14 protein-coding genes and 3 tRNA genes are annotated in these 18,994 nt (G+C 61.4%); 13 read left to right on the top strand and 4 right to left on the bottom strand.

Going from position 1 to position 18,994, the window contains the following annotated elements:
• Positions 1 to 40: 40 nt before the first annotated feature.
• The 3 genes from mscM to rsgA form a co-directional block, all read right to left on the bottom strand.
• Complete coding sequence (mscM, locus tag WCL58_RS11120; RefSeq protein WP_336851149.1) at positions 41 to 3,388, bottom strand: miniconductance mechanosensitive channel MscM; 3,348 nt, start codon at positions 3,386 to 3,388, stop codon at positions 41 to 43.
• Between the two features lie 13 nt (positions 3,389 to 3,401).
• Positions 3,402 to 4,295 (bottom strand): archaetidylserine decarboxylase, encoded by an 894-nt coding sequence (gene asd / locus WCL58_RS11115; RefSeq protein ID WP_060440899.1) that lies wholly within the window; start codon positions 4,293 to 4,295, stop codon positions 3,402 to 3,404.
• A gap of 76 nt (positions 4,296 to 4,371) precedes the next feature.
• Positions 4,372 to 5,421 carry a small ribosomal subunit biogenesis GTPase RsgA gene (rsgA, locus tag WCL58_RS11110; protein ID WP_004929686.1) on the bottom strand — a complete coding sequence of 350 codons (1,050 nt, stop codon included), beginning with the start codon at positions 5,419 to 5,421 and terminating at the stop codon, positions 4,372 to 4,374.
• Between the two features lie 245 nt (positions 5,422 to 5,666).
• Between rsgA and orn the strand changes: the two genes are divergently transcribed.
• From orn to WCL58_RS11090, 4 genes are all read left to right on the top strand, one after another.
• A complete protein-coding gene (gene orn / locus WCL58_RS11105) occupies positions 5,667 to 6,212 on the top strand; it encodes an oligoribonuclease (RefSeq protein ID WP_033636776.1) in 546 nt (181 codons plus the stop codon).
• Between the two features lie 192 nt (positions 6,213 to 6,404).
• Positions 6,405 to 6,480 (top strand) — tRNA-Gly (locus tag WCL58_RS11100).
• A 66-nt stretch (positions 6,481 to 6,546) separates the two neighbouring features.
• Positions 6,547 to 6,622 (top strand) — tRNA-Gly (locus WCL58_RS11095).
• A gap of 54 nt (positions 6,623 to 6,676) precedes the next feature.
• Positions 6,677 to 6,752: transfer RNA gene (locus tag WCL58_RS11090), tRNA-Gly, on the top strand.
• A gap of 311 nt (positions 6,753 to 7,063) precedes the next feature.
• Here WCL58_RS11090 and queG read toward each other — a convergent pair.
• The gene (gene queG / locus WCL58_RS11085; protein ID WP_060421876.1) at positions 7,064 to 8,203 is read right to left on the bottom strand and encodes a tRNA epoxyqueuosine(34) reductase QueG; all 1,140 of its coding nucleotides are present in this window, start codon (positions 8,201 to 8,203) and stop codon (positions 7,064 to 7,066) included.
• On the opposite strand from queG, the gene nnr reads away from it, so the two are divergent.
• The 9 genes from nnr to hflC all read left to right on the top strand — a co-directional run bounded on the left by nnr (position 8,202) and on the right by hflC (position 18,970).
• Positions 8,202 to 9,716, top strand: coding sequence for a bifunctional ADP-dependent NAD(P)H-hydrate dehydratase/NAD(P)H-hydrate epimerase (nnr, locus tag WCL58_RS11080; protein WP_084826949.1), 1,515 nt, complete (start codon positions 8,202 to 8,204; stop codon positions 9,714 to 9,716). The genes queG and nnr overlap by 2 nt on opposite strands.
• 10 nt (positions 9,717 to 9,726) lie before the next feature.
• The gene (gene tsaE / locus WCL58_RS11075) at positions 9,727 to 10,197 is read left to right on the top strand and encodes a tRNA (adenosine(37)-N6)-threonylcarbamoyltransferase complex ATPase subunit type 1 TsaE (RefSeq protein ID WP_038879220.1); all 471 of its coding nucleotides are present in this window, start codon (positions 9,727 to 9,729) and stop codon (positions 10,195 to 10,197) included.
• 7 nt (positions 10,198 to 10,204) lie between these two features.
• Positions 10,205 to 12,001 carry an N-acetylmuramoyl-L-alanine amidase AmiB gene (gene amiB / locus WCL58_RS11070; protein ID WP_336851147.1) on the top strand — a complete coding sequence of 599 codons (1,797 nt, stop codon included), beginning with the start codon at positions 10,205 to 10,207 and terminating at the stop codon, positions 11,999 to 12,001.
• A gap of 22 nt (positions 12,002 to 12,023) precedes the next feature.
• Positions 12,024 to 13,907: a DNA mismatch repair endonuclease MutL gene (gene mutL, locus WCL58_RS11065; RefSeq protein WP_336851146.1), complete on the top strand. Its 1,884-nt coding sequence runs from the start codon at positions 12,024 to 12,026 to the stop codon at positions 13,905 to 13,907.
• The gene (gene miaA, locus WCL58_RS11060) at positions 13,900 to 14,841 is read left to right on the top strand and encodes a tRNA (adenosine(37)-N6)-dimethylallyltransferase MiaA (protein WP_060421891.1); all 942 of its coding nucleotides are present in this window, start codon (positions 13,900 to 13,902) and stop codon (positions 14,839 to 14,841) included. The genes mutL and miaA overlap by 8 nt, the downstream gene beginning before the upstream one ends.
• Positions 14,842 to 14,955: 114 nt before the next feature.
• Positions 14,956 to 15,264 (top strand): RNA chaperone Hfq, encoded by a 309-nt coding sequence (gene hfq / locus WCL58_RS11055; protein ID WP_004933678.1) that lies wholly within the window; start codon positions 14,956 to 14,958, stop codon positions 15,262 to 15,264.
• Positions 15,265 to 15,362: 98 nt separating this feature from the next.
• Positions 15,363 to 16,643: a ribosome rescue GTPase HflX gene (hflX, locus tag WCL58_RS11050; RefSeq protein ID WP_004933675.1), complete on the top strand. Its 1,281-nt coding sequence runs from the start codon at positions 15,363 to 15,365 to the stop codon at positions 16,641 to 16,643.
• 68 nt (positions 16,644 to 16,711) lie between these two features.
• A complete protein-coding gene (gene hflK, locus WCL58_RS11045) occupies positions 16,712 to 17,962 on the top strand; it encodes an FtsH protease activity modulator HflK (RefSeq protein WP_038879209.1) in 1,251 nt (416 codons plus the stop codon).
• A gap of 3 nt (positions 17,963 to 17,965) precedes the next feature.
• On the top strand, positions 17,966 to 18,970 hold the full coding sequence (gene hflC, locus WCL58_RS11040; RefSeq protein ID WP_336851145.1) for a protease modulator HflC: 1,005 nt from the start codon (positions 17,966 to 17,968) through the stop codon (positions 18,968 to 18,970).
• Positions 18,971 to 18,994: the final 24 nt, after the last annotated feature.

The following is an 18,994-nucleotide window of genomic DNA, read 5'->3' as shown; positions in this document are numbered from 1 at the left end:
GGCCGGCATTTGCCGGTCCTTTTTTTATCGCGAGAACCGCTTACAGGCCCCCGGTGTCGCGCTTGGTGTTCGGCGCCGGCGTAGACGGCGGCGTACGGCCGTTGTTGGTCAGCCGCGACAGCGTCTCGGTGCGCACCTGGAACGGCGGGTACGGCAGCGTGATGCCGTGCTCGCGGTAGCCCGCCAGGATCAGCTGGTGGATCTCGTGGCGCAGCGGCATGCGGTGGCCCATCTCGGCGGCGTAAATACGCATCTCGAAGATCTGGATACCTTGCTGCAGATCGACCAGGTAAACCTCCGGCGCCGGGTTATCCAGCACCAGCGAGCAGCTTTCGGCGGCGTTCATCAGGATCTTGGTCACCTCTTCGCTGTTGGCTTCGCCCGGTGCCGGCACGGTCAGCACCACACGGGTCAGGTTATCCGACAGCGACCAGTTGACGAACTGTTCGGTGATGAAGGCTTTGTTCGGCACGATGATCTCTTTGCGGTCCCAGTCCGAAATGGTGGTGGCGCGGGTGTTGATCTTGGTGACGGTGCCGGTCAGGTTGCGGATCGTCACGGTATCGCCGATGCGGATCGGTTTCTCGAACAGGATGATCAGGCCGGAGATGAAGTTGGAGAAGATCTCCTGCATACCGAAGCCCAACCCCAGGCTGAGTGCGGTAACCACCCACTGCAGTTTCGACCACTCGATGCCGATCCAGGCGAAGCTGAGCACCGCGCCGAACACCAGCAGCAGGTACTTGGTGATGGTGGTGATGGCGTAGCCGGTGCCCGGCGTCAGATCCAGGTGCTGCAGCACCGCCAGCTCCAGCAGCGCCGGCAGGTTGCGCACCAGCTGCATGGTGATGATCAACACCAGAATGGCAATCAGGACCGCGCCGAGGGTGATCGGATGAGCGGTCTCCACGCCGTTCACCGTCGAGGTCACATCCCACAGCGAGATGTTTTCCAGGAAGGCGAACGCGGAGTGGATCTCCGACCACAGCACGATCACCGACACCAGCGCGATCAGCGTCAGGATCGAACGCACCAGCCGCAGCGACTGAGCGCTGATGGTGTCCAGATCGAAGTCCGAATCGTCCGGATCGATGGATCCTTCGGTGCTGTTTGGGGTGTGCGAAGTTTCGTCTTCGCCGCGGGCGCGCTGGGCCAGGATGTCGGCACGGCGCTGTTTGGCGCGATCGAAGGCGATGCGCCGCCGCTGGATCAGCATCCAGCGGCGGATGATGTGGTAGACAACCAGCAGCAGGAACCAGATCGCCACCGAGGTTTCCAGGCGCGCCAACAGCGCCTGCGCGGTGGTGAGGTAACCGACGGTCGAGGCCAGCGCCGCCAGCAGCGGCGCCGACAGCAGCAGCCCCCAGAAGGCGCTGTTGAGCATGTTGTCGCCCGAGCCGTTTTTATCCAGATACAGCGGGATGCCGGCGCGCTTCAGGCTGTGGGTGACCAGCGCCAGCGCCAGACACAGCAGGATGAAGCACAGCCGCCCCAGGGTGTTGGCGAATTCGCGCTCTTTCAGGCTATCGAAGGTGATCAGCGCCATGATCAGCGGCACGATCAGCCAGATCGACATCTTATAGTAACGCATGGCGCGCGAAACCTGCTTCGCCGGCCAGCGGAAGTGCACGATGAACAACCCCTGCGGATGGGCGAAAGCGGCGCAGATCATGCAGATCCACAGGATCGGCAGCGTGGCGGTCACCCCTTTGCCGATCGCTTCCGCCACCGGGTAGTTCCAGGCGCTCTGCAGGCCGTAGCCGAGCGCGGCCCACAGCACCGGCAGCGGCATCGCCACCAGAATCGACCAGAACACGGTGCGCACCGTCAGGAAGAATTCGTCCTGCGTCACCTTGCCGACGCGGCTGCTGGCGCGCTCGAGGAAGGCGTGATAGTGCTTGCGCGAACTGATGCTGAAAATCACCAGCAGCAGGGCGCCGAAGATCGGGATCAGCGTTTCGCGGCTGGTCACCATCATCATGAAAGCGCCGCCGAGCTGTGACAGCGTGTCCAGCGACAGGACGCGCGTCAGATCGTGCGCCACGTTGAGCGGATAAGAGAAGTTGATCGGATTGACGTCCGGCACCCAGAACAGATAGCGGTGGGTGGCGTCGCGAATTTCGTTCAACGCTTCGATCAGTTGGGTGTTGGCCACCTTCAGCTTGGTCAGCTCGAGGATTTGGGTGTCGCAACCGGACAGCAGCGAGTTCAGCAGCTCGCGCTGGGTGCGCAGCTGGGCATCGACGATGCGCTGCTCCTGGTTGGTCAGCGCGCTGCCGTCGTCGCGTTTGAATTCGCGTTGCGACAGTTTTTCCAGCTGGTTTTCAAACTGCAGGCGCTGCACGCGCAGCTGGGCCATGTCGCCGTCCAGCTGTTGCGGCTTGGGCATCTCCGGCAGCGTCGCCACCTGGGCGCGCAGGGTTTCCCCCAGCGCCGACGACGAGCCGAGCCACTGGGCCTGTTCGATGATGGTACTCAGCGCCTGGCGCACCTGCAGCGTCTGCGCCGCCGCCTGCCGCTGCTGCGACGAAATCAGATCCATGCGCTGCGCCTGGCTGTTCAGCGCGGCGGACAGTTCGCGGTTGATCTGCAGCTGTTGGCTGATGCTTTTTGGCAAGTCGCCGTTCTGCTCGGCCAGCTGCTCGGTTTTTTCCAGCGCCAGTTCCGCTTCGCGTTGGCGCTGGGCGTTGAGGTTGTTGCGCAGCGCCTGCAGCTGAACGTCTATTTTCTCGTGGCGCTTTTTATAGACCTCGGCGCGCATGCGCGCCAGCTCCTGCCGGTTGTTGGCCGACAGCTGCGCCAGCTCCAGCTCGTCCACTTTGGCTTTGCGCGCCGCGGCTTCGGTCTGCAGCAGGGCCAGGGCGGCCTGCGCGTACGGGGTGGTCGGGTTGGCGGGCTGCGCCTGCAGACGGCGCTGCACTTCGGTCAGCGCGCGGCGGGCGTCGGTCTGCTGCTGCGGCAGCTGGCCGAGGGAATCGCTGATTTCCCGCGTGCGATCCTGCTCTTGTTGCAGCAGGCGCGCCTGTTCCAGCAGCAGGCTGCTGGTTTGCAGGATCTGCTGTTCCAGCTCGGCGGCCGGCAGATCGTCGCCGTTCGGCAGGATCTTGTTGCTTTCCAGCACCAGCTGACGGCGCAGTTCCTGCGTCATCTTCGGGAAATCGTCGATCACCTTCTGATACTGTTCAGAGCGAGTCTGCGACTCTTTACGCTCCGTCAGCCAGTTGAGGGCGCTTTGCAGCGCCTCGGTGGTCTCCGCCTGATTTGGCGCGTTTTTGCTGCTTTCCGCCTGCTTCAGCTCCTGTTTGAGCTGGTTCTCGGTCGGCACGGGGGCGGCCAGCGCCGGTTGCCACAGCAGGCAACCGAGCAAAAGCGTGATGATCAGGCGCACGGCGTCGATTCCTTTAGAGCGGGGTCTGTGGTGTTTCAGCGGCGGCCGGGATCTCGGCGAAGGCCTCACCCATGCGGGTGACGGTGCCGTTATGCAGCTGCGGCGCGAACTGCACGCTGCCTGCGGTAAACAGGTTGATCACCGTGGAGCCGAGTTTGAAGCGGCCCATCTCGGCGCCTTTTTCCAGCGCGATGGCGCCTTCTTCACCGGCGGCCGGGTAGGTCCAGCGTTTGATGATGCCTTCGCGCGGCGGCGTGACGGTGCCGGCCCAGACGGTCTCGATGCTGCCGACGATGGTGGCGCCGACCAGGATTTGCACCATCGGCCCGATGTCGGTGTCGAACACGCAGATCACGCGCTCGTTGCGCGCGAACAGGTTAGGCACGTTGGCGGCGGTGAGCGGGTTGACCGAGAACAGATCGCCCGGCACATAGATCATCTCGCGCAGCACGCCGGCGCACGGCATGTGCACGCGGTGGTAGTCGCGCGGCGCCAGATAGGTGGTGGCGAACAGGCCGTTGCGGAACGGCTCGGCCAGCAGGTAGTTGCCGGCCAGCAGCGCTTCCAGGCTGTAGTGGTGGCCTTTGGCCTGGAAGATTTGATCGTCGCGGATCGGGCCGAGCTGGCTGATGGCGCCATCGGCAGGCAGCGCCAGCCAGTTGGCGTCGGCGACGATCGGGCGCGCGCCGTCGCGCAGCGGGCGCACGAAGAAGTCGTTGAAGGTGGCGTAAGACGCCAGGTCCGGATTTTGCGCTTCCTGCATGTCTACGCGGTAGAAGCGGGCGAAGGCCTTGACCACCAGTTGGGTCAGCCAGCCGGCCCGTTTGTCGGCGCCCCAGCCTGCCAGGCGGGTCAGCGCCAGCTTCGGCAACCAATATTGCAATTTAATCTTGATGCTATCCAGCACGTTAACCTCGTGAATCAGGGTAAAGGGCGCGCATTGTAACGAGGGCTCCGCCGTCGTCAATGCCCGCCCGTCAGTGTCAGTCTGCGGCGTCCGTGAAGTTCTTGCGAACCTTCACCTGCGCCATGCTTTCCAGAATGCGGTGATAGTTGTCGAAACGCTCTTCCGCGATATCGCCTTTCTCCATCGCCGCGCGGATGGCGCAGCCGGGATCGGTATCGTGGCGGCAGTCGCGGAATTTGCAACCGCCTAAATAATCACGGAATTCGACAAATCCGCGGGTGATTTGTTCCGGCTCCAGATGCCACAGGCCAAACTCGCGCACCCCCGGGGAGTCGATCACGTCGCCGCCGTGCTGGAAATGGTACAGCCGCGCGGCGGTGGTGGTATGTTGCCCGAGGCCCGAAACGTCGGAAACCTGATTTACCAGAATTTGCTCTTCGGACGGCGGCAGCAGCGCATTCAGCAGGCTGGACTTGCCGACCCCCGACTGGCCGGCGAAGATGCTGATGCGCCCCGCCAGCGCCTGTTCGAATTCCGCCATGCCTTCCCGCGTCTGGCTGGAAACTTCCAACACCCGGTAGCCAATCTTGCGATAGATATCCATCATGCCGTCGACCAGCTTGCGCGCTTCGGCGTCCAGCAGGTCAATTTTGTTGAGCACGATCAGCGGCTCGACTTCGAGCGTTTCGCAGGCCACCAGATAACGGTCGATGATGTTCAGCGACAGCTCGGGCAGGATCGCCGACACGATGACGATCTGATTGATATTGGCGGCGATCGGCTTCACGCCGTCGTAGAAATCCGGGCGCGTCAGCACCGAGGTGCGCTCGTGCACCGCTTCCACGATGCCTTTTACCCCTTCATGGGTGCCCAGGCCGGGGCGCCACACCACGCGATCGCCGGTGACCAGCGAACGCAGCGTGCGGCGGATGTTGCAGCGGTGCTGAGTGCCATCCGGCGCCTCAACGTCGGCGTGCATGCCGAAACGGCTGATAACGACGCCTTCCTGCGGCTCGCCCAGCTGGGAATCATCCGGTTCCGGTTTGTTATCAGCGCGCTTCAGACGGCGCTGATGGTTCGCCTGCACGCGGCGTTGCTGGCCTTTGGACAGTTTGTTCTTACTCACTGCGCCTCACTTGAATCGGTTTTATACCTTTACGTATACGCACAGCTGCGGCGGGGGACTTGCCCCGAGCGCAGCCTTGAACCCGTCAGGGTATATGTCGCCCAGGGCGACCAAAAAGACTATGATACACGCTATTTTATATTAAATAACCGTTGTTAGCCGCCGGCTGCGGCGCGTCGCCACCGGCGGCGCCCGTCGTCTCGTCCGCACAGCGTTTTTCTCTCGGCTTTTAGGCAGGAAACATCATGACAGGAAACGAAAATAACCTGATTTGGATCGATTTGGAGATGACCGGGCTGGATCCCGAGCGTGACCGCATTATCGAGATCGCCACGCTGGTCACCGACGCCAACCTGAACATCCTGGCGGAAGGGCCGGTGATCGCCGTGCACCAATCCGACGAGCAGCTGGCCTTGATGGACGAGTGGAACGTGCGCACCCATACCGGCAGCGGGCTGGTGGAGCGGGTGAAAGCCAGCCGCCAGGACGATCGCGCCGCCGAGCTGGAAACGATAGCCTTTCTGCAGCAGTGGGTGCCGGCCGGTAAATCGCCGATCTGCGGCAACAGCGTGGGCCAGGACCGCCGTTTCCTGTTCCGCTACATGCCGGAGCTGGAGGCTTACTTCCATTACCGCTATCTGGACGTCAGCACCTTGAAGGAACTGGCGCGCCGTTGGAAGCCGGAAATTCTCGCCGGCTTTAAGAAGCAGGGCACCCATCAGGCGCTGGACGACATCCGCGAATCGGTGGCCGAGCTGGCTTATTACCGCGAACATTTCATTCAGCTTTAAGGCGATGACGGCCCCTGCGGGGAAAAAACGCCGTTTTTAGCCGCTTAATTCGCCAATCTGGCGCTTTAATCGGCAATCAAACAAAAATCGCGTTTTTTTGCTTTCAGGGGCTTGCGACAAAAAGGATTTCTCGTATAATGCGCACCCCGTACCGATGAAGAATTTCGTAACGTTCCACCATCGATACGCCGGGCGGGAATAGCTCAGTTGGTAGAGCACGACCTTGCCAAGGTCGGGGTCGCGAGTTCGAGTCTCGTTTCCCGCTCCAAATTCAACAATGTCGCGATGCGGCATGATGAATAAATAAAGCAGTATCAAGCAGTACCTATGCGACGCGGGAATAGCTCAGTTGGTAGAGCGCAACCTTGCCAAGGTTGAGGTCGCGAGTTCGAGCCTCGTTTCCCGCTCCAAAAATTCAAAGGTCAAGTCAGTGTTTGGTGACCGGATGCCAAAAGCATCTCAATGCGGGAATAGCTCAGTTGGTAGAGCACGACCTTGCCAAGGTCGGGGTCGCGAGTTCGAGTCTCGTTTCCCGCTCCAATTTTCTCTTCGTTTCAAATTCAAATCCAACGCCTTATCCGGCGCGGGTTTTTGTCCCGTTTTACACGCCTGGTAAAAATGTTGTGAACAGAGTTATCCACAGCCTCTGTACATAAACCCGCCTGCCTGAAAAATCAACGTCATACAAATTAAATATTTATCTATTTGATTTATAAACTTATTTATTTATCCCAAAACGTTATGCCGATCACTTGCTCTTTTTGTTGCAGTTGAAAGACAACGTGTTTTTATTTTTATGCACAAATCCACAGAGTGAGACATCCGGTGAAATAGCCGCGCGGCGCACGCCGTCAGGCGTCCCTCGGCAAACCTTTTTCCACAGCCCGTATCAGCCGTTTTTTCTGCGCCGTCTGCACCTCGATGCCCTGCGCCTCGCGGCGGGCAAGCTGCTGCGCCAGCGCCCAGTGGATATGTTCGTCCAGCATGGCGTCCTGGCCCAGGCGCGTGCGCAGCGCGAGCACAATGCCGTCCTCGTAGGGCGCATTGCCCAGCGCCACGGCGATATTGCGCAGCCAGCGCAGGTGGCCGATGCGGCGTATTGCTGAGCCTTCGGTGATGCGCAGAAATTTTTCTTCCGTCCAGTTGAACAGATCGATCAGCTGCGGTGCATGCAGCGCGGCGCGTGGGCTGAAATCGTCTTCGTCGGTGAGCTGCGAAAAGCGGTTCCACGGGCAGATCAGCTGGCAGTCGTCGCAGCCGTAGATGCGGTTGCCGAGCAGCGGCCGGAATTCCTCCGGGATCGCGCCCTCCAGCTCGATGGTCAGGTAGGAGATGCAGCGCCGGGCGTCTACGGTATAGGGGGCGACGATGGCGCCGGTCGGGCAGGTGGTGATGCAGGCGACGCAGCGGCCGCACTGCTCTTCCTGCGGCTTATCCACCGGCAGCGGCAGGTCGATCAGCAGCTCGCCGAGGAAAAACCACGACCCGGCTTCGCGGTTGAGAATTAGTGAGTGTTTACCAACCCAGCCGATGCCCGCCTTGGCGGCCAGCGCGCGTTCCATCACCGGCGCGGAATCGACAAAGGGGCGGAAATTCAACTCGCCGCAGTAGGCCTGGATCTGATCGCCCAGCTTTTTCAGGCGCTGGCGCAACAGTTTGTGATAGTCGCGCCCCAGCGCGTAGCGGCTGACGTAACCCAGCTGCGGATTTTGCAAGGTGCTGGCAAACGCCGCCTTGGCCGGCAGGTAGTTCATGCGTACGCTGATCACCCGCAGCGTGCCCGGCAACAGTTCGTGAGGGCGCGCGCGCAGCATGCCGTGGCGCGCCATCCATTCCATCTCGCCGTGGTACTGCTTGTCGAGCCAGGCCTGCAGCTTCGGCTCTTCGAGGCTCAGGTCGGTATCGCAGATGCCAACCTGTTGGAATCCTAGCGATTGCCCCCATTGCTTGATATGTTGGGCGAGTTGATGGAGATCGAGGGGGTGCGTCATGACGGGCCACAGTGAAAAAGCATACGCTGACAGTTTACCACACTCTGTCTGGCCTGCGGATTGGATCCGTCGCTCGGAACCCGCGGCGGCGGCCTCGCTCGGTATTTCTCTTTACGATTTGATGCAGCGCGCCGGTCAGGCGGCCTACGCATTGGCGCGCAACGCGTACCCCTCCCGCGACCACTGGCTGGTGCTGTGCGGCCACGGCAACAACGGCGGCGACGGCTATGTGGTGGCGCGCCTGGCGAAGGCGGCGGGCCTGCAGGTGACGTTGATCGCCTGCGAAGGCGCACGGCCTTTGCCGCCGGAAGCCGCAGCGGCCCGTCAGGCCTGGCTGGCCGCCGGCGGTGATATTCTGCCGGCGAACAGCCGCTGGCCGGCGTCTGTCTCTCTCATTATCGACGGCCTGTTAGGCACTGGCCTTGGCAGCGCGCCGCGTGCGCCTTACGACGCGCTGATCGAGGCCGTCAACCGCCATTCGGCGCCGGTGGTCGCGCTCGATATCCCGTCCGGCCTGCTGGCGGAAAGCGGCGCGGTGCCGGGCGCGGTCGTGCGTGCCGCGCACACCGTCACGTTCATCGGCCTCAAACCGGGATTGCTGACCGGCCAGGCGCGTGACTGGGTCGGGCAACTTCATCAGAATGCGCTAGGCTTATCGGGTTGGCTGGCGAAGCAACCGGAACAGATTCAGCGGCTTACCGCCGAGGCGTTGCCGCGCTGGCTGCATCCGCGCCGCCCCTGCGCCCATAAGGGCGAGCATGGCCGCCTGCTGTTGGTGGGCGGCGACCGCGGATTCGGCGGCGCCATTCGCATGGCGGCGGAAGCGGCGCTGCGCAGCGGGGCGGGATTGGTGCGAGTGCTTACTCACATTGAACACGTCGCACCGCTGCTGGCGGCCCGGCCGGAGTTGATGGCGCAGGCGCTGGACGAGGCGACGCTGCGGCAGGCGATGCAATGGGCGGATGTGCTGGTGATTGGCCCGGGGCTGGGCCAGGCTGAATGGGGCAAAAACGCCTTGAACGTGCTGCAAACCAGCGATAAACCGGCCTTGTGGGACGCCGATGCGCTGAACTTGCTGGCATTAAATCCCGAGAAACGGCAGAATCGCGTGATGACTCCGCATCCTGGAGAGGCGGCGCGGCTGTTGAGCTGCAGCACTGCCGACATCGAGAGTGATCGCTTACTTGCCGTGCGCAAGCTGACGGCGCGCTACGGCGGCGTGGCGGTGCTGAAAGGCGCCGGCACGCTGATTGCCGATGAGCAGGGGCAGATGGCGATCGCCGACGTCGGCAACGCCGGCATGGCCTCCGGCGGCATGGGCGATGTGCTGTCGGGCATCATCGGCGGTTTGCTGGCGCAAAAGCTCCCGCTGTATGATGCCGCCTGTGCGGGCTGCGTCGTACACGGCGCGGCCGGCGATCGCGTAGCGGAAAGACAAGGAACAAGAGGCATGTTGGCGACCGATTTACTGCCGGACATCCTTCATTTCGTTAACCCTGAGTGGGCAAAATAGACTTTATCGAATGAAAGAACTCGTTTTACCTCTGCCGGACGAGGCAGCGACTGTCGCTTTGGGCACCACTTTGGCCAAGGCCTGCGATCGCGCCAGCGTCATCTATCTCTACGGCGACCTGGGCGCCGGTAAAACCACCTTCAGCCGTGGTTTCCTGCAGGCGTTAGGGCATCAGGGCAACGTCAAAAGCCCGACCTACACGCTGGTGGAACCCTATGCCTTGCAGCCGCTGGCGGTGTATCACTTCGATCTGTATCGCCTGGCCGATCCTGAAGAGCTTGAATTCATGGGCATTCGCGATTACTTCGCGCAAGACGCCATCTGCCTGGTCGAATGGCCGCAACAGGGCACCGGCGTGCTGCCGGAGCCGGATCTGGCGCTGCATCTTTGCTATCAGGGCGAGGGGCGAGAGGCGAAGATCGAGGCGATTTCCACTTACGGCAGCCAGCTGTTAGACCGCATTCATGGATCACAGGGATGATGCCGCAATGACGCACGTGTTGAAAAAATTTGCGGTCATCATGCTGATCGCCGTGCTGGGGCCACTCGGCGCGCTGAACGCGCTGGCGGCGTCTTCGCTGTCCGATATCAAAGTGTCCAACGCCCAGCGTGAAGCGACGGTGTCGGTGAGCTTCAATGGCCCGCCGGACTACGCGTTTTTCCCGCTGCACGGCCCGGATCGCGTGGTGCTGGACGTTAACCAGATGGGCAAGGTCGGCGGCCTGCCGCTCAATTTCAGCGGCCAAAACCTGGTGAAAAGCATTCGCTCCAGCGCGCCGAAAGACGCTCAGAGCGTGCGCCTGGTGTTTGATCTGACCCAGCGCGCCAAAACCCGCGTCTCCACCCGCCAGAACGGCAGCGTGCATACCGTGGTGTTCACCATTACGGCCGAAGGCAGTGCCAATACGGTGGCGCGCAAGGCACCGGTGCAAACGCCTGCGCCGGTTGCGGTCAACCCACCGCCGCGTCAGGCGCCGGTCGCGGTGCGTGAAGCGCCGGAGCCGCCGCTGCGCAAAGCGCCGACGGGATCGAATCCCTTTACCAATAAACAGACCGTCGTCGCAGGCACCGCCACCGAAGTCACGCCGCGCAGCAGCCGCGTTTCCGCCGGTTCCGGCGATCGGGTGGTGGTGGCGATCGACGCTGGCCACGGCGGCCAGGATCCGGGCGCCATTGGCCCGAGCGGGCTGAAAGAAAAGAATGTCACCATCGCCATTGCGCGCCGCCTGCAGGCGATGCTGGACGCCGATCCGCAGTTCAAACCGGTGCTGACGCGTACCGGCGACTACTTCATCTCGGTGATGGGACGCTCCGACGTTGCGCGCAAACAGGGCGCCAACGTGCTGGTCTCCATCCACGCCGACGCAGCGCCAAACCGCAGCGCCAGCGGGGCCTCTGTCTGGGTGCTGTCCAACCGCCGCGCCAACAGCGAAATGGCCGGCTGGCTCGAACAGCATGAGAAGCAATCCGAACTGCTCGGCGGCGCCGGCGATCTGCTGGCCAACAGCCAGGCAGACCCTTACCTGAGCCAGGCGGTGCTGGATCTGCAGTTCGGCCACTCGCAGCGCGTCGGGTATGACGTGGCGGTGAAAGTGCTGCAGCAGCTGCAGAGCGTCGGATCGCTGCACAAACGCCGGCCGGAACATGCCAGCCTGGGCGTGCTGCGCTCACCGGATATTCCCTCGCTGCTGGTGGAAACCGGATTTATCAGTAATAGCACGGAGGAGCGGCTGCTGGGCAGTAGCGCGTATCAGGAGAAGATTGCCAAGGCCATTCATAACGGCCTGCGCAGCTACTTCCTGGCGCATCCGCTGCAAGCCGACCCAAAGGTGGAAAACCGACCGCTGGACGTCGCAGCGGCGGTTAACACCTCAACACCAGACGTGCGCCAGCCTGAGCCTATCGTTAGCTCGGCCGGCGCGAGCCGCAGCGTAAGCGGCAAGACCCAGATCCACGTGGTGAAGCGGGCGGAAACGCTGTCCGGCATCGCCGACAGCTACGGCACCACCATGGCGGCGCTGCGGGATCTGAACAAACTGAAAAAAGACGGCGTGTGGGTGGGGCAACGCCTGAAGGTGCCGGCGGGGAAAACCGCCGCCGTCACTACCGTCGCCAAGGCGAAAACGCCGGCCAAGAAGCCGTCTAAACATAAAGTGGCCCGCGGGGATACGCTCTCCTCCATCGCTTCTCGCTACGGGGTCAGCGTCGGCGATCTGAAACGGGTCAATAATCTGAAGTCGGACGTCGCGCCGCTGGATCGGACGCTGACCATTCCGCAGGCCTAGCGCCATCGCTACAGGAGTCAGCATGCCTATCCAGGTGTTACCGCCACAGCTCGCCAACCAGATCGCCGCCGGAGAGGTGGTTGAACGCCCCGCGTCGGTCGTCAAGGAGCTGGTGGAAAACAGCCTGGACGCCGGCGCGACGCGCATCGATATCGACATTGAACGCGGCGGCGCCAAGCTTATCCGCATTCGCGACAACGGCTGCGGCATCGGCAAGGACGATCTGGCACTGGCGCTGGCGCGGCACGCCACCAGTAAAATCAGCACGCTCGACGACCTGGAGGCGATCGTCAGCCTCGGCTTTCGCGGCGAAGCCCTGGCCAGTATCAGCTCGGTTTCCCGTTTGACCCTGACGTCGCGCACCGCCGAGCAGAGCGAGGCGTGGCAAGCCTATGCCGAAGGGCGCGAGCAGGCGGTGACGGTCAAACCCGCCGCGCACCCGGTCGGCAGCACGCTGGAAGTGCTGGATCTGTTTTACAACACCCCGGCGCGCCGCAAGTTCATGCGCACCGAGAAAACCGAATTCGGCCATATCGACGAAGTGGTGCGGCGCATCGCGCTGGCGCGTTTCGATGTGGCGATCAACCTCAGCCACAACGGCAAACTGATCCGTCAATACCGGGCGGCGAAAGAAGAGAGCCAGCACGAGCGCCGTTTGGGCAGCATCTGCGGCCCGGCATTTTTGCAGCATGCGCTGAACATCGACTGGCAGCACGGCGATCTGAGCATCCGCGGTTGGGTGGCGGATCCGGCCGGGGCGCGCCAGCTGGGTGAAATGCAGTACTGCTACGTCAACTGCCGCATGATGCGCGATCGCTTGATCAACCACGCCATTCGTCAGGCCTATCAGGATCAGCTGAAGGACGATCAGCAGCCCGCTTACGTGCTGTATCTGGAGGTCGATCCGCACCAGGTGGACGTCAACGTTCATCCCGCCAAGCACGAAGTGCGTTTCCATCAGGCGCGGCTGGTGCACGATTTTATCTACCAGGCGGTAACCACCGTGCTGCAGCAGGCCGGTCAGACGCCGCCGCTGCCGCTGGCGGAAACGCCTGACGAAGCGCCTGCGCCGGTCTGGCAGCCGGAAAATCGCGTCGCCGCCGGCGGCAACCATTTTTCTCAGCCTGCGCCGCGTCGTGAAACGCCGCCACCGGCCGGCGTCGCCCGCGAGCGCGCACCGCAGCTGGGTTGGCAAACGGCGGGCGGTTACCAGAAACGCGAAGGCGAGCTGTACGGTAAACTGATGCAGCCCGCCGCCGAGCCGCAGGCCGATGCGGCGCCGGAAGTTTCGAGCAAGCCGCCGCTGTTCCCGCCGGCGAAAGCCGCAGCGGAAACGCCGTTGGCGAGCGGCCAGCACAGTTTTGGCCGGGTGCTGATGATCCACCCGCCGTGCTACGCGTTGATTGAACAGCGCCAGCAGCCGGCGTTGCTCAATCTGACGGTGGCCGAGCGCTGGCTGCGTCAGGCGCAGCTCAACCCGCCGACGGAAGGGCTGCGGCCGCAGCCGCTGCTGATCCCAGTCAAGCTGACGTTGGACAAGCGCGAAGTGGCGGCCATCGCGCGGCATCAGGCGCTGCTGACGATGATGGGGCTGGATCTGCAGGCGGATCACGGCCGTGTGACGCTGCGCGCAGTGCCTTTACCATTACGCCAACAAAATTTACAAAAACTGATACCCGAACTGTTAGGCTATCTGGCCGAACATCAGGAGATGTCGCCCGCGGTGCTGGCCACCTGGCTCGCTCGCCGCCTTGGCAGCGAACATGAACAGTGGAACACCTCGCAAGCGATACAATTGCTGACCGACGTTGAACGACTTTGCCCGCAGCTGGTCAAATCGCCACCGAGCGGACTTTTACAACCCGTTGATTTACAGGCCGCACTGGCGGCCCTCAAGCATGACTGAAACTGAAATGACACCACGTCCCCCGGCTATTTTCATCATGGGGCCGACCGCCTCGGGCAAGACCGCGCTGGCGATCGCGCTGCGCGAACGCCTGCCGGTGGAACTGATCAGCGTCGATTCCGCGCTGATTTATCGCGGCATGGATATCGGCACCGCCAAGCCGAGCGCTGAAGAATTGGCGCAGGCGCCGCATCGGCTGATCGATATTCGCGATCCCGCCGAAGCTTACTCGGCCGCGGAGTTTCGCGCCGACGCGCTGAAGGAGATGGCCGACATCACCGCCGCCGGGCGCATTCCGCTGCTGGTCGGCGGCACCATGTTGTATTTCAAGGCGTTGTTGGAAGGATTGTCGCCGCTGCCGTCTGCCGATCCCGCGGTGCGCGAGCGCATCGAACGGCAAGCGGCGGAGCAGGGTTGGGAGGCGTTGCACCGTCAGTTACAGGCGATCGATCCGGTCGCGGCATTGAGAATTCATCCGAATGATCCGCAGAGACTGTCCAGAGCACTGGAAGTTTTTTTTATTTCGGGTAAAACTTTAACGGAACTGACTAAAATTTCGGGTGAATCGTTACCGTATCAAGTTCACCAATTTGCGATAGCGCCGACCAGCCGTGAGTTGATCCATCAACGCATCGAGCTGCGGTACCATCAAATGTTGGCGGCGGGTTTTGAGACGGAAGCGCGTGCACTTTTCGCACGGGGTGATTTGCATACGGACTTGCCCTCCATTCGCTGTGTCGGTTACCGCCAGATGTGGTCATACTTGTCTGGTGAAATTAGTTACGATGAGATGGTTTATCGTGGTATTTGCGCAACACGTCAGTTGGCTAAACGCCAGATGACCTGGTTACGGGGTTGGGAGTCGGTCCATTGGTTGGACAGTGAAAAGCCGGGAGAGGCTTTGGACTCGGTGACACAGGTTGTTAGTGCATAGGTTGGGTGATTGTGTACAATTGCTGAGTATTCAGCGCGCAAATTTTTTACGTCGTTTATTTTAGAGCCGACAGGTTCTTAGTTACAAACAACAAGCAAATAAGGAAAAGATAGAATGGCTAAGGGGCAATCTTTGCAAGATCCGTTCCTGAACGCATTGCGTCGTGAACGTGTTCCGGTTTCTATTTATTTGGTGAATGGTATTAAGCTGCAAGGCCAGATTGAGTCTTTTGACCAGTTTGTCATCCTGTTGAAGAACACGGTTAGCCAGATGGTGTACAAGCACGCTATCTCTACCGTTGTCCCGTCACGTCCGGTTTCGCATCACAGCAACAACCCGAGCGGCGGTTCAAGCAACTATCACCATGGCAACAATCCGTCTGCGCAGCAACAGCCGCAGCAGGAAAGCGATGACGCTGAATAAAGCGCGTTGCAAGTCAACCATGACGGGGAGCATAAGCAGCCGCGGGCTGTTTATGTCCCCCAAACTCACGGTGAGTGTCCGTTTGAGAGGTTGCACGCTTGTTTGACCGTTATGAAGCCGGTGAGCAGGCCGTACTGGTTCATATCTATTTCTCGCAAGACAAAGATACGGAAGACCTCAACGAGTTCGAATCGTTGGTTTCCTCAGCCGGTGTCGAAGCTTTGCAAGTGGTGACTGGTAGCCGCAAAGCCCCGCATCCGAAGTACTTTGTCGGCGAAGGAAAGGCCGAAGAAATTGCAGATGCGGTGAAAGCCAGCGGCGCGTCTGTTGTCCTGTTTGATCATTCCCTTTCCCCGGCGCAGGAAAGAAACCTCGAGCGCCTGTGCGAATGCCGGGTGATCGATCGCACCGGGCTGATTTTAGACATCTTCGCCCAGCGTGCCCGCACCCATGAAGGTAAGCTGCAGGTGGAGCTGGCGCAGTTGCGTCACATCGCCACGCGTCTGGTACGCGGCTGGACGCACCTGGAGCGGCAAAAAGGGGGGATTGGCCTGCGCGGGCCGGGGGAAACCCAGCTTGAGACCGACCGTCGCCTGTTACGCGATCGCATCAGCTTAATTCTGCGCCGCCTGGAGCGGGTAGAAAAGCAGCGTGAACAAGGCCGACGCGCGCGGACCCGCGCCGATGTGCCGACCGTATCGCTGGTGGGCTACACCAACGCCGGCAAATCCACCCTGTTTAACCGAATAACGTCTGCCGAGGTGTATGCGGCGGACCAGCTATTTGCCACCCTGGATCCTACGTTGCGGCGCATTGACGTGCCGGACGTGGGGGATACCGTGTTGGCGGATACCGTAGGCTTTATCCGGCACCTGCCGCACGATCTGGTGGCCGCCTTCAAGGCGACGCTGCAGGAAACGCGCCAGGCATCTCTGCTGCTGCACGTCATCGATGCCGCAGATCCGCGCGTCGATGAGAACATCGAAGCGGTGAACACCGTGCTGGCGGAGATAGACTCGGATGAAATCCCTACACTGTTAGTGATGAACAAAATAGATATGCTGGACGATTTTGTGCCGCGTATCGACCGCAACGACGAAAACTTGCCGATCCGGGTGTGGCTGTCCGCCGCCAGCGGAGAGGGTATTCCGTTGCTGTATCAGGCGTTGACGGAGCGCTTATCGGGGGAGATCGCGCATTACGAATTGCGCTTACCGCCACGGGCAGGCCGTCTTCGCAGCCGTTTTTACCAGCTTCAGGCGATTGAAAAAGAGTGGAACGAAGAGGACGGTAGCATTGGCGTGGTGGTGCGAATGCCGATCGTCGAATGGCGTCGTCTCTGCAAGCAAGAACAGGACCTGATTGACTTTATCGTATGATCATATCCTGTTACATTTATGCTTCGCGAAAGCCTGAAGTACCCAATCACAGAATATGGAGCTAAAACATGGCGTGGAATCAGCCCGGTAATAACGGACAGGACCGCGACCCGTGGGGGAGCAGCAATAACAATGGCGGCAACTCTGGCGGTAACAACAAAGGCGGTCGTGATCAAGGGCCACCTGATTTGGACGATATCTTCCGCAAACTGAGCAAGAAATTGAGCGGTTTCGGCGGGGGCAAAGGCTCCAACAGCAATAGCGGCGGCACCGGCACCTCTGGTCCGGGCTTCAGCGGCCGCATTATCGGTATCGCGGCGGTGGCCGTGGTGGTGATCTGGGCCGCCAGCGGCTTCTACACCATCAAGGAAGCCGAGCGCGGCGTCGTGACGCGTTTCGGAAAGTTCAGCCACCTGGTGCAGCCGGGCCTGAACTGGAAGCCGACCTTCATCGACGACGTGCGTCCGGTGAACGTGGAATCCGTGCGCGAGCTGGCGGCGTCCGGCGTGATGCTGACCTCCGATGAAAACGTGGTGCGCGTGGAAATGAACGTGCAGTACCGCGTGACCAACCCGGAAGCGTACCTGTTCAGCGTCGTCAATGCCGACGACAGCCTGAGCCAGGCGACCGACAGCGCCCTGCGCGGCGTGATCGGCAAATACTCGATGGACCGCATCCTGACCGAAGGCCGTACCGTGGTGCGTAACGATACGCAGCGCATGCTGGAAGAGACCATTCGTCCTTACAACATGGGCATCACGCTGCTGGACGTCAACTTCCAGGCGGCGCGTCCGCCGGAAGAGGTGAAGGCGTCGTTCGACGATGCGATCGCCGCGCGTGAGAACGAGCAGCAATACATCCGTGAAGCGGAAGCTTACGCCAACGAAGTTCAGCCGCGTGCGAACGGCCAGGCGCAGCGTCTGCTGGAAGATTCCAAGGCTTATAAAGACCGTACCATCCTGGAAGCGCAGGGTGAGGTGGCGCGCTTTGCCAAACTGTTGCCGGAATACAAGTCCGCTCCACAGATCACCCGCGAGCGTCTGTATATCGAAACCATGGAAAAAGTGCTGGGCCATACCCGTAAGGTGTTGGTGAGCGACAAAGGCAACAACCTGATGGTGCTGCCGCTGGATCAGATGCTGCGCGGTCAAGGTGCGGCGCCGGAGAGCGGCAACAAGGATACCAGCCTGATTCGCCTCAATCCGAATCCTGCGCCGGCTGCCAACAGCAGCACTCCGCGTACCAGCGGCGGTTCGATTATGGATCAGCGCCGGGCGAATGCGCAGCGTGACGACACCACTCGCGTAGGGAGAGAGTAATCAATGCGTAAGTCTTTTGTAGTTATTGTCCTCGCGGTGCTGGTGGTGCTGTACGCTTCGCTGTTCGTGGTGCAGGAAGGCCAGCGCGGCATCGTGCTGCGCTTCGGCAAGGTTCTGCGCGACGGCGAAAACAAGCCGCTGGTGTATGCGCCGGGTCTGCACCTCAAGATCCCGTTCATCGAGACCGTGAAGAACCTGGATGCGCGTATCCAGACCATGGACAATCAGGCCGATCGCTTCGTGACCAGCGAGAAGAAAGACCTGATCGTCGACTCCTATCTGAAGTGGCGCATCAGCGACTTCAGCCGTTACTATCTGGCGACCGGCGGCGGCGACGTCTCCCAGGCCGAAGTGCTGCTGAAGCGTAAGTTCAGCGACCGTCTGCGTTCCGAAATCGGCCGCCTGGACGTGAAAGACATCGTGACCGACTCGCGCGGCAAGCTGATGTCCGACGTGCGTGACGCGCTGAACACCGGCACCGTGGGTGACGGCGAAGAAGTGGCGACCACCGAAGCCGATGACGCTATCGCCTCTGCGGCGGCGCGCGTTGAGCGGGAAACCTCCGGCAAACAGCCGCAGGTGAACCCGAACAGCATGGCGGCGCTGGGCATCGAAGTGATCGACGTGCGTATCAAGCAGATCAACCTGCCGGCGGAAGTGTCCGACGCCATCTACCAGCGTATGCGCGCCGAGCGTGAAGCGGTAGCCCGTCGTCTGCGCTCGCAGGGCCAGGAAGAAGCCGAGAAGCTGCGCGCCAGCGCGGACTACGAAGTGACCCGTACCCTGGCGGAAGCCGAGCGTCAGGCGCGTATCACCCGCGGTGAAGGCGATGCCGAAGCGGCCAAACTGTTCGCCAACGCGTTCAGCCAGGATCCGGACTTCTATGCCTTTATCCGCAGCCTGCGTGCCTATGAAGCCAGCTTCAAGGACAACCAGGACGTGCTGGTACTGAGCCCGGACAGCGATTTCTTCCGCTACATGAAGTCGCCTGATACCCTGCGCAAGTAAGCGCGGCAGGCAATCTGATCGAGG

It is taken from the genome of Serratia sp. TMDUHS_CL (assembly GCF_037137105.1).
Lineage (GTDB): Bacteria > Pseudomonadota > Gammaproteobacteria > Enterobacterales > Enterobacteriaceae > Serratia > Serratia nevei.
Note: the sequence above shows the minus strand (reverse complement) of the source record. Positions and strands in the feature narration are given on the sequence as shown.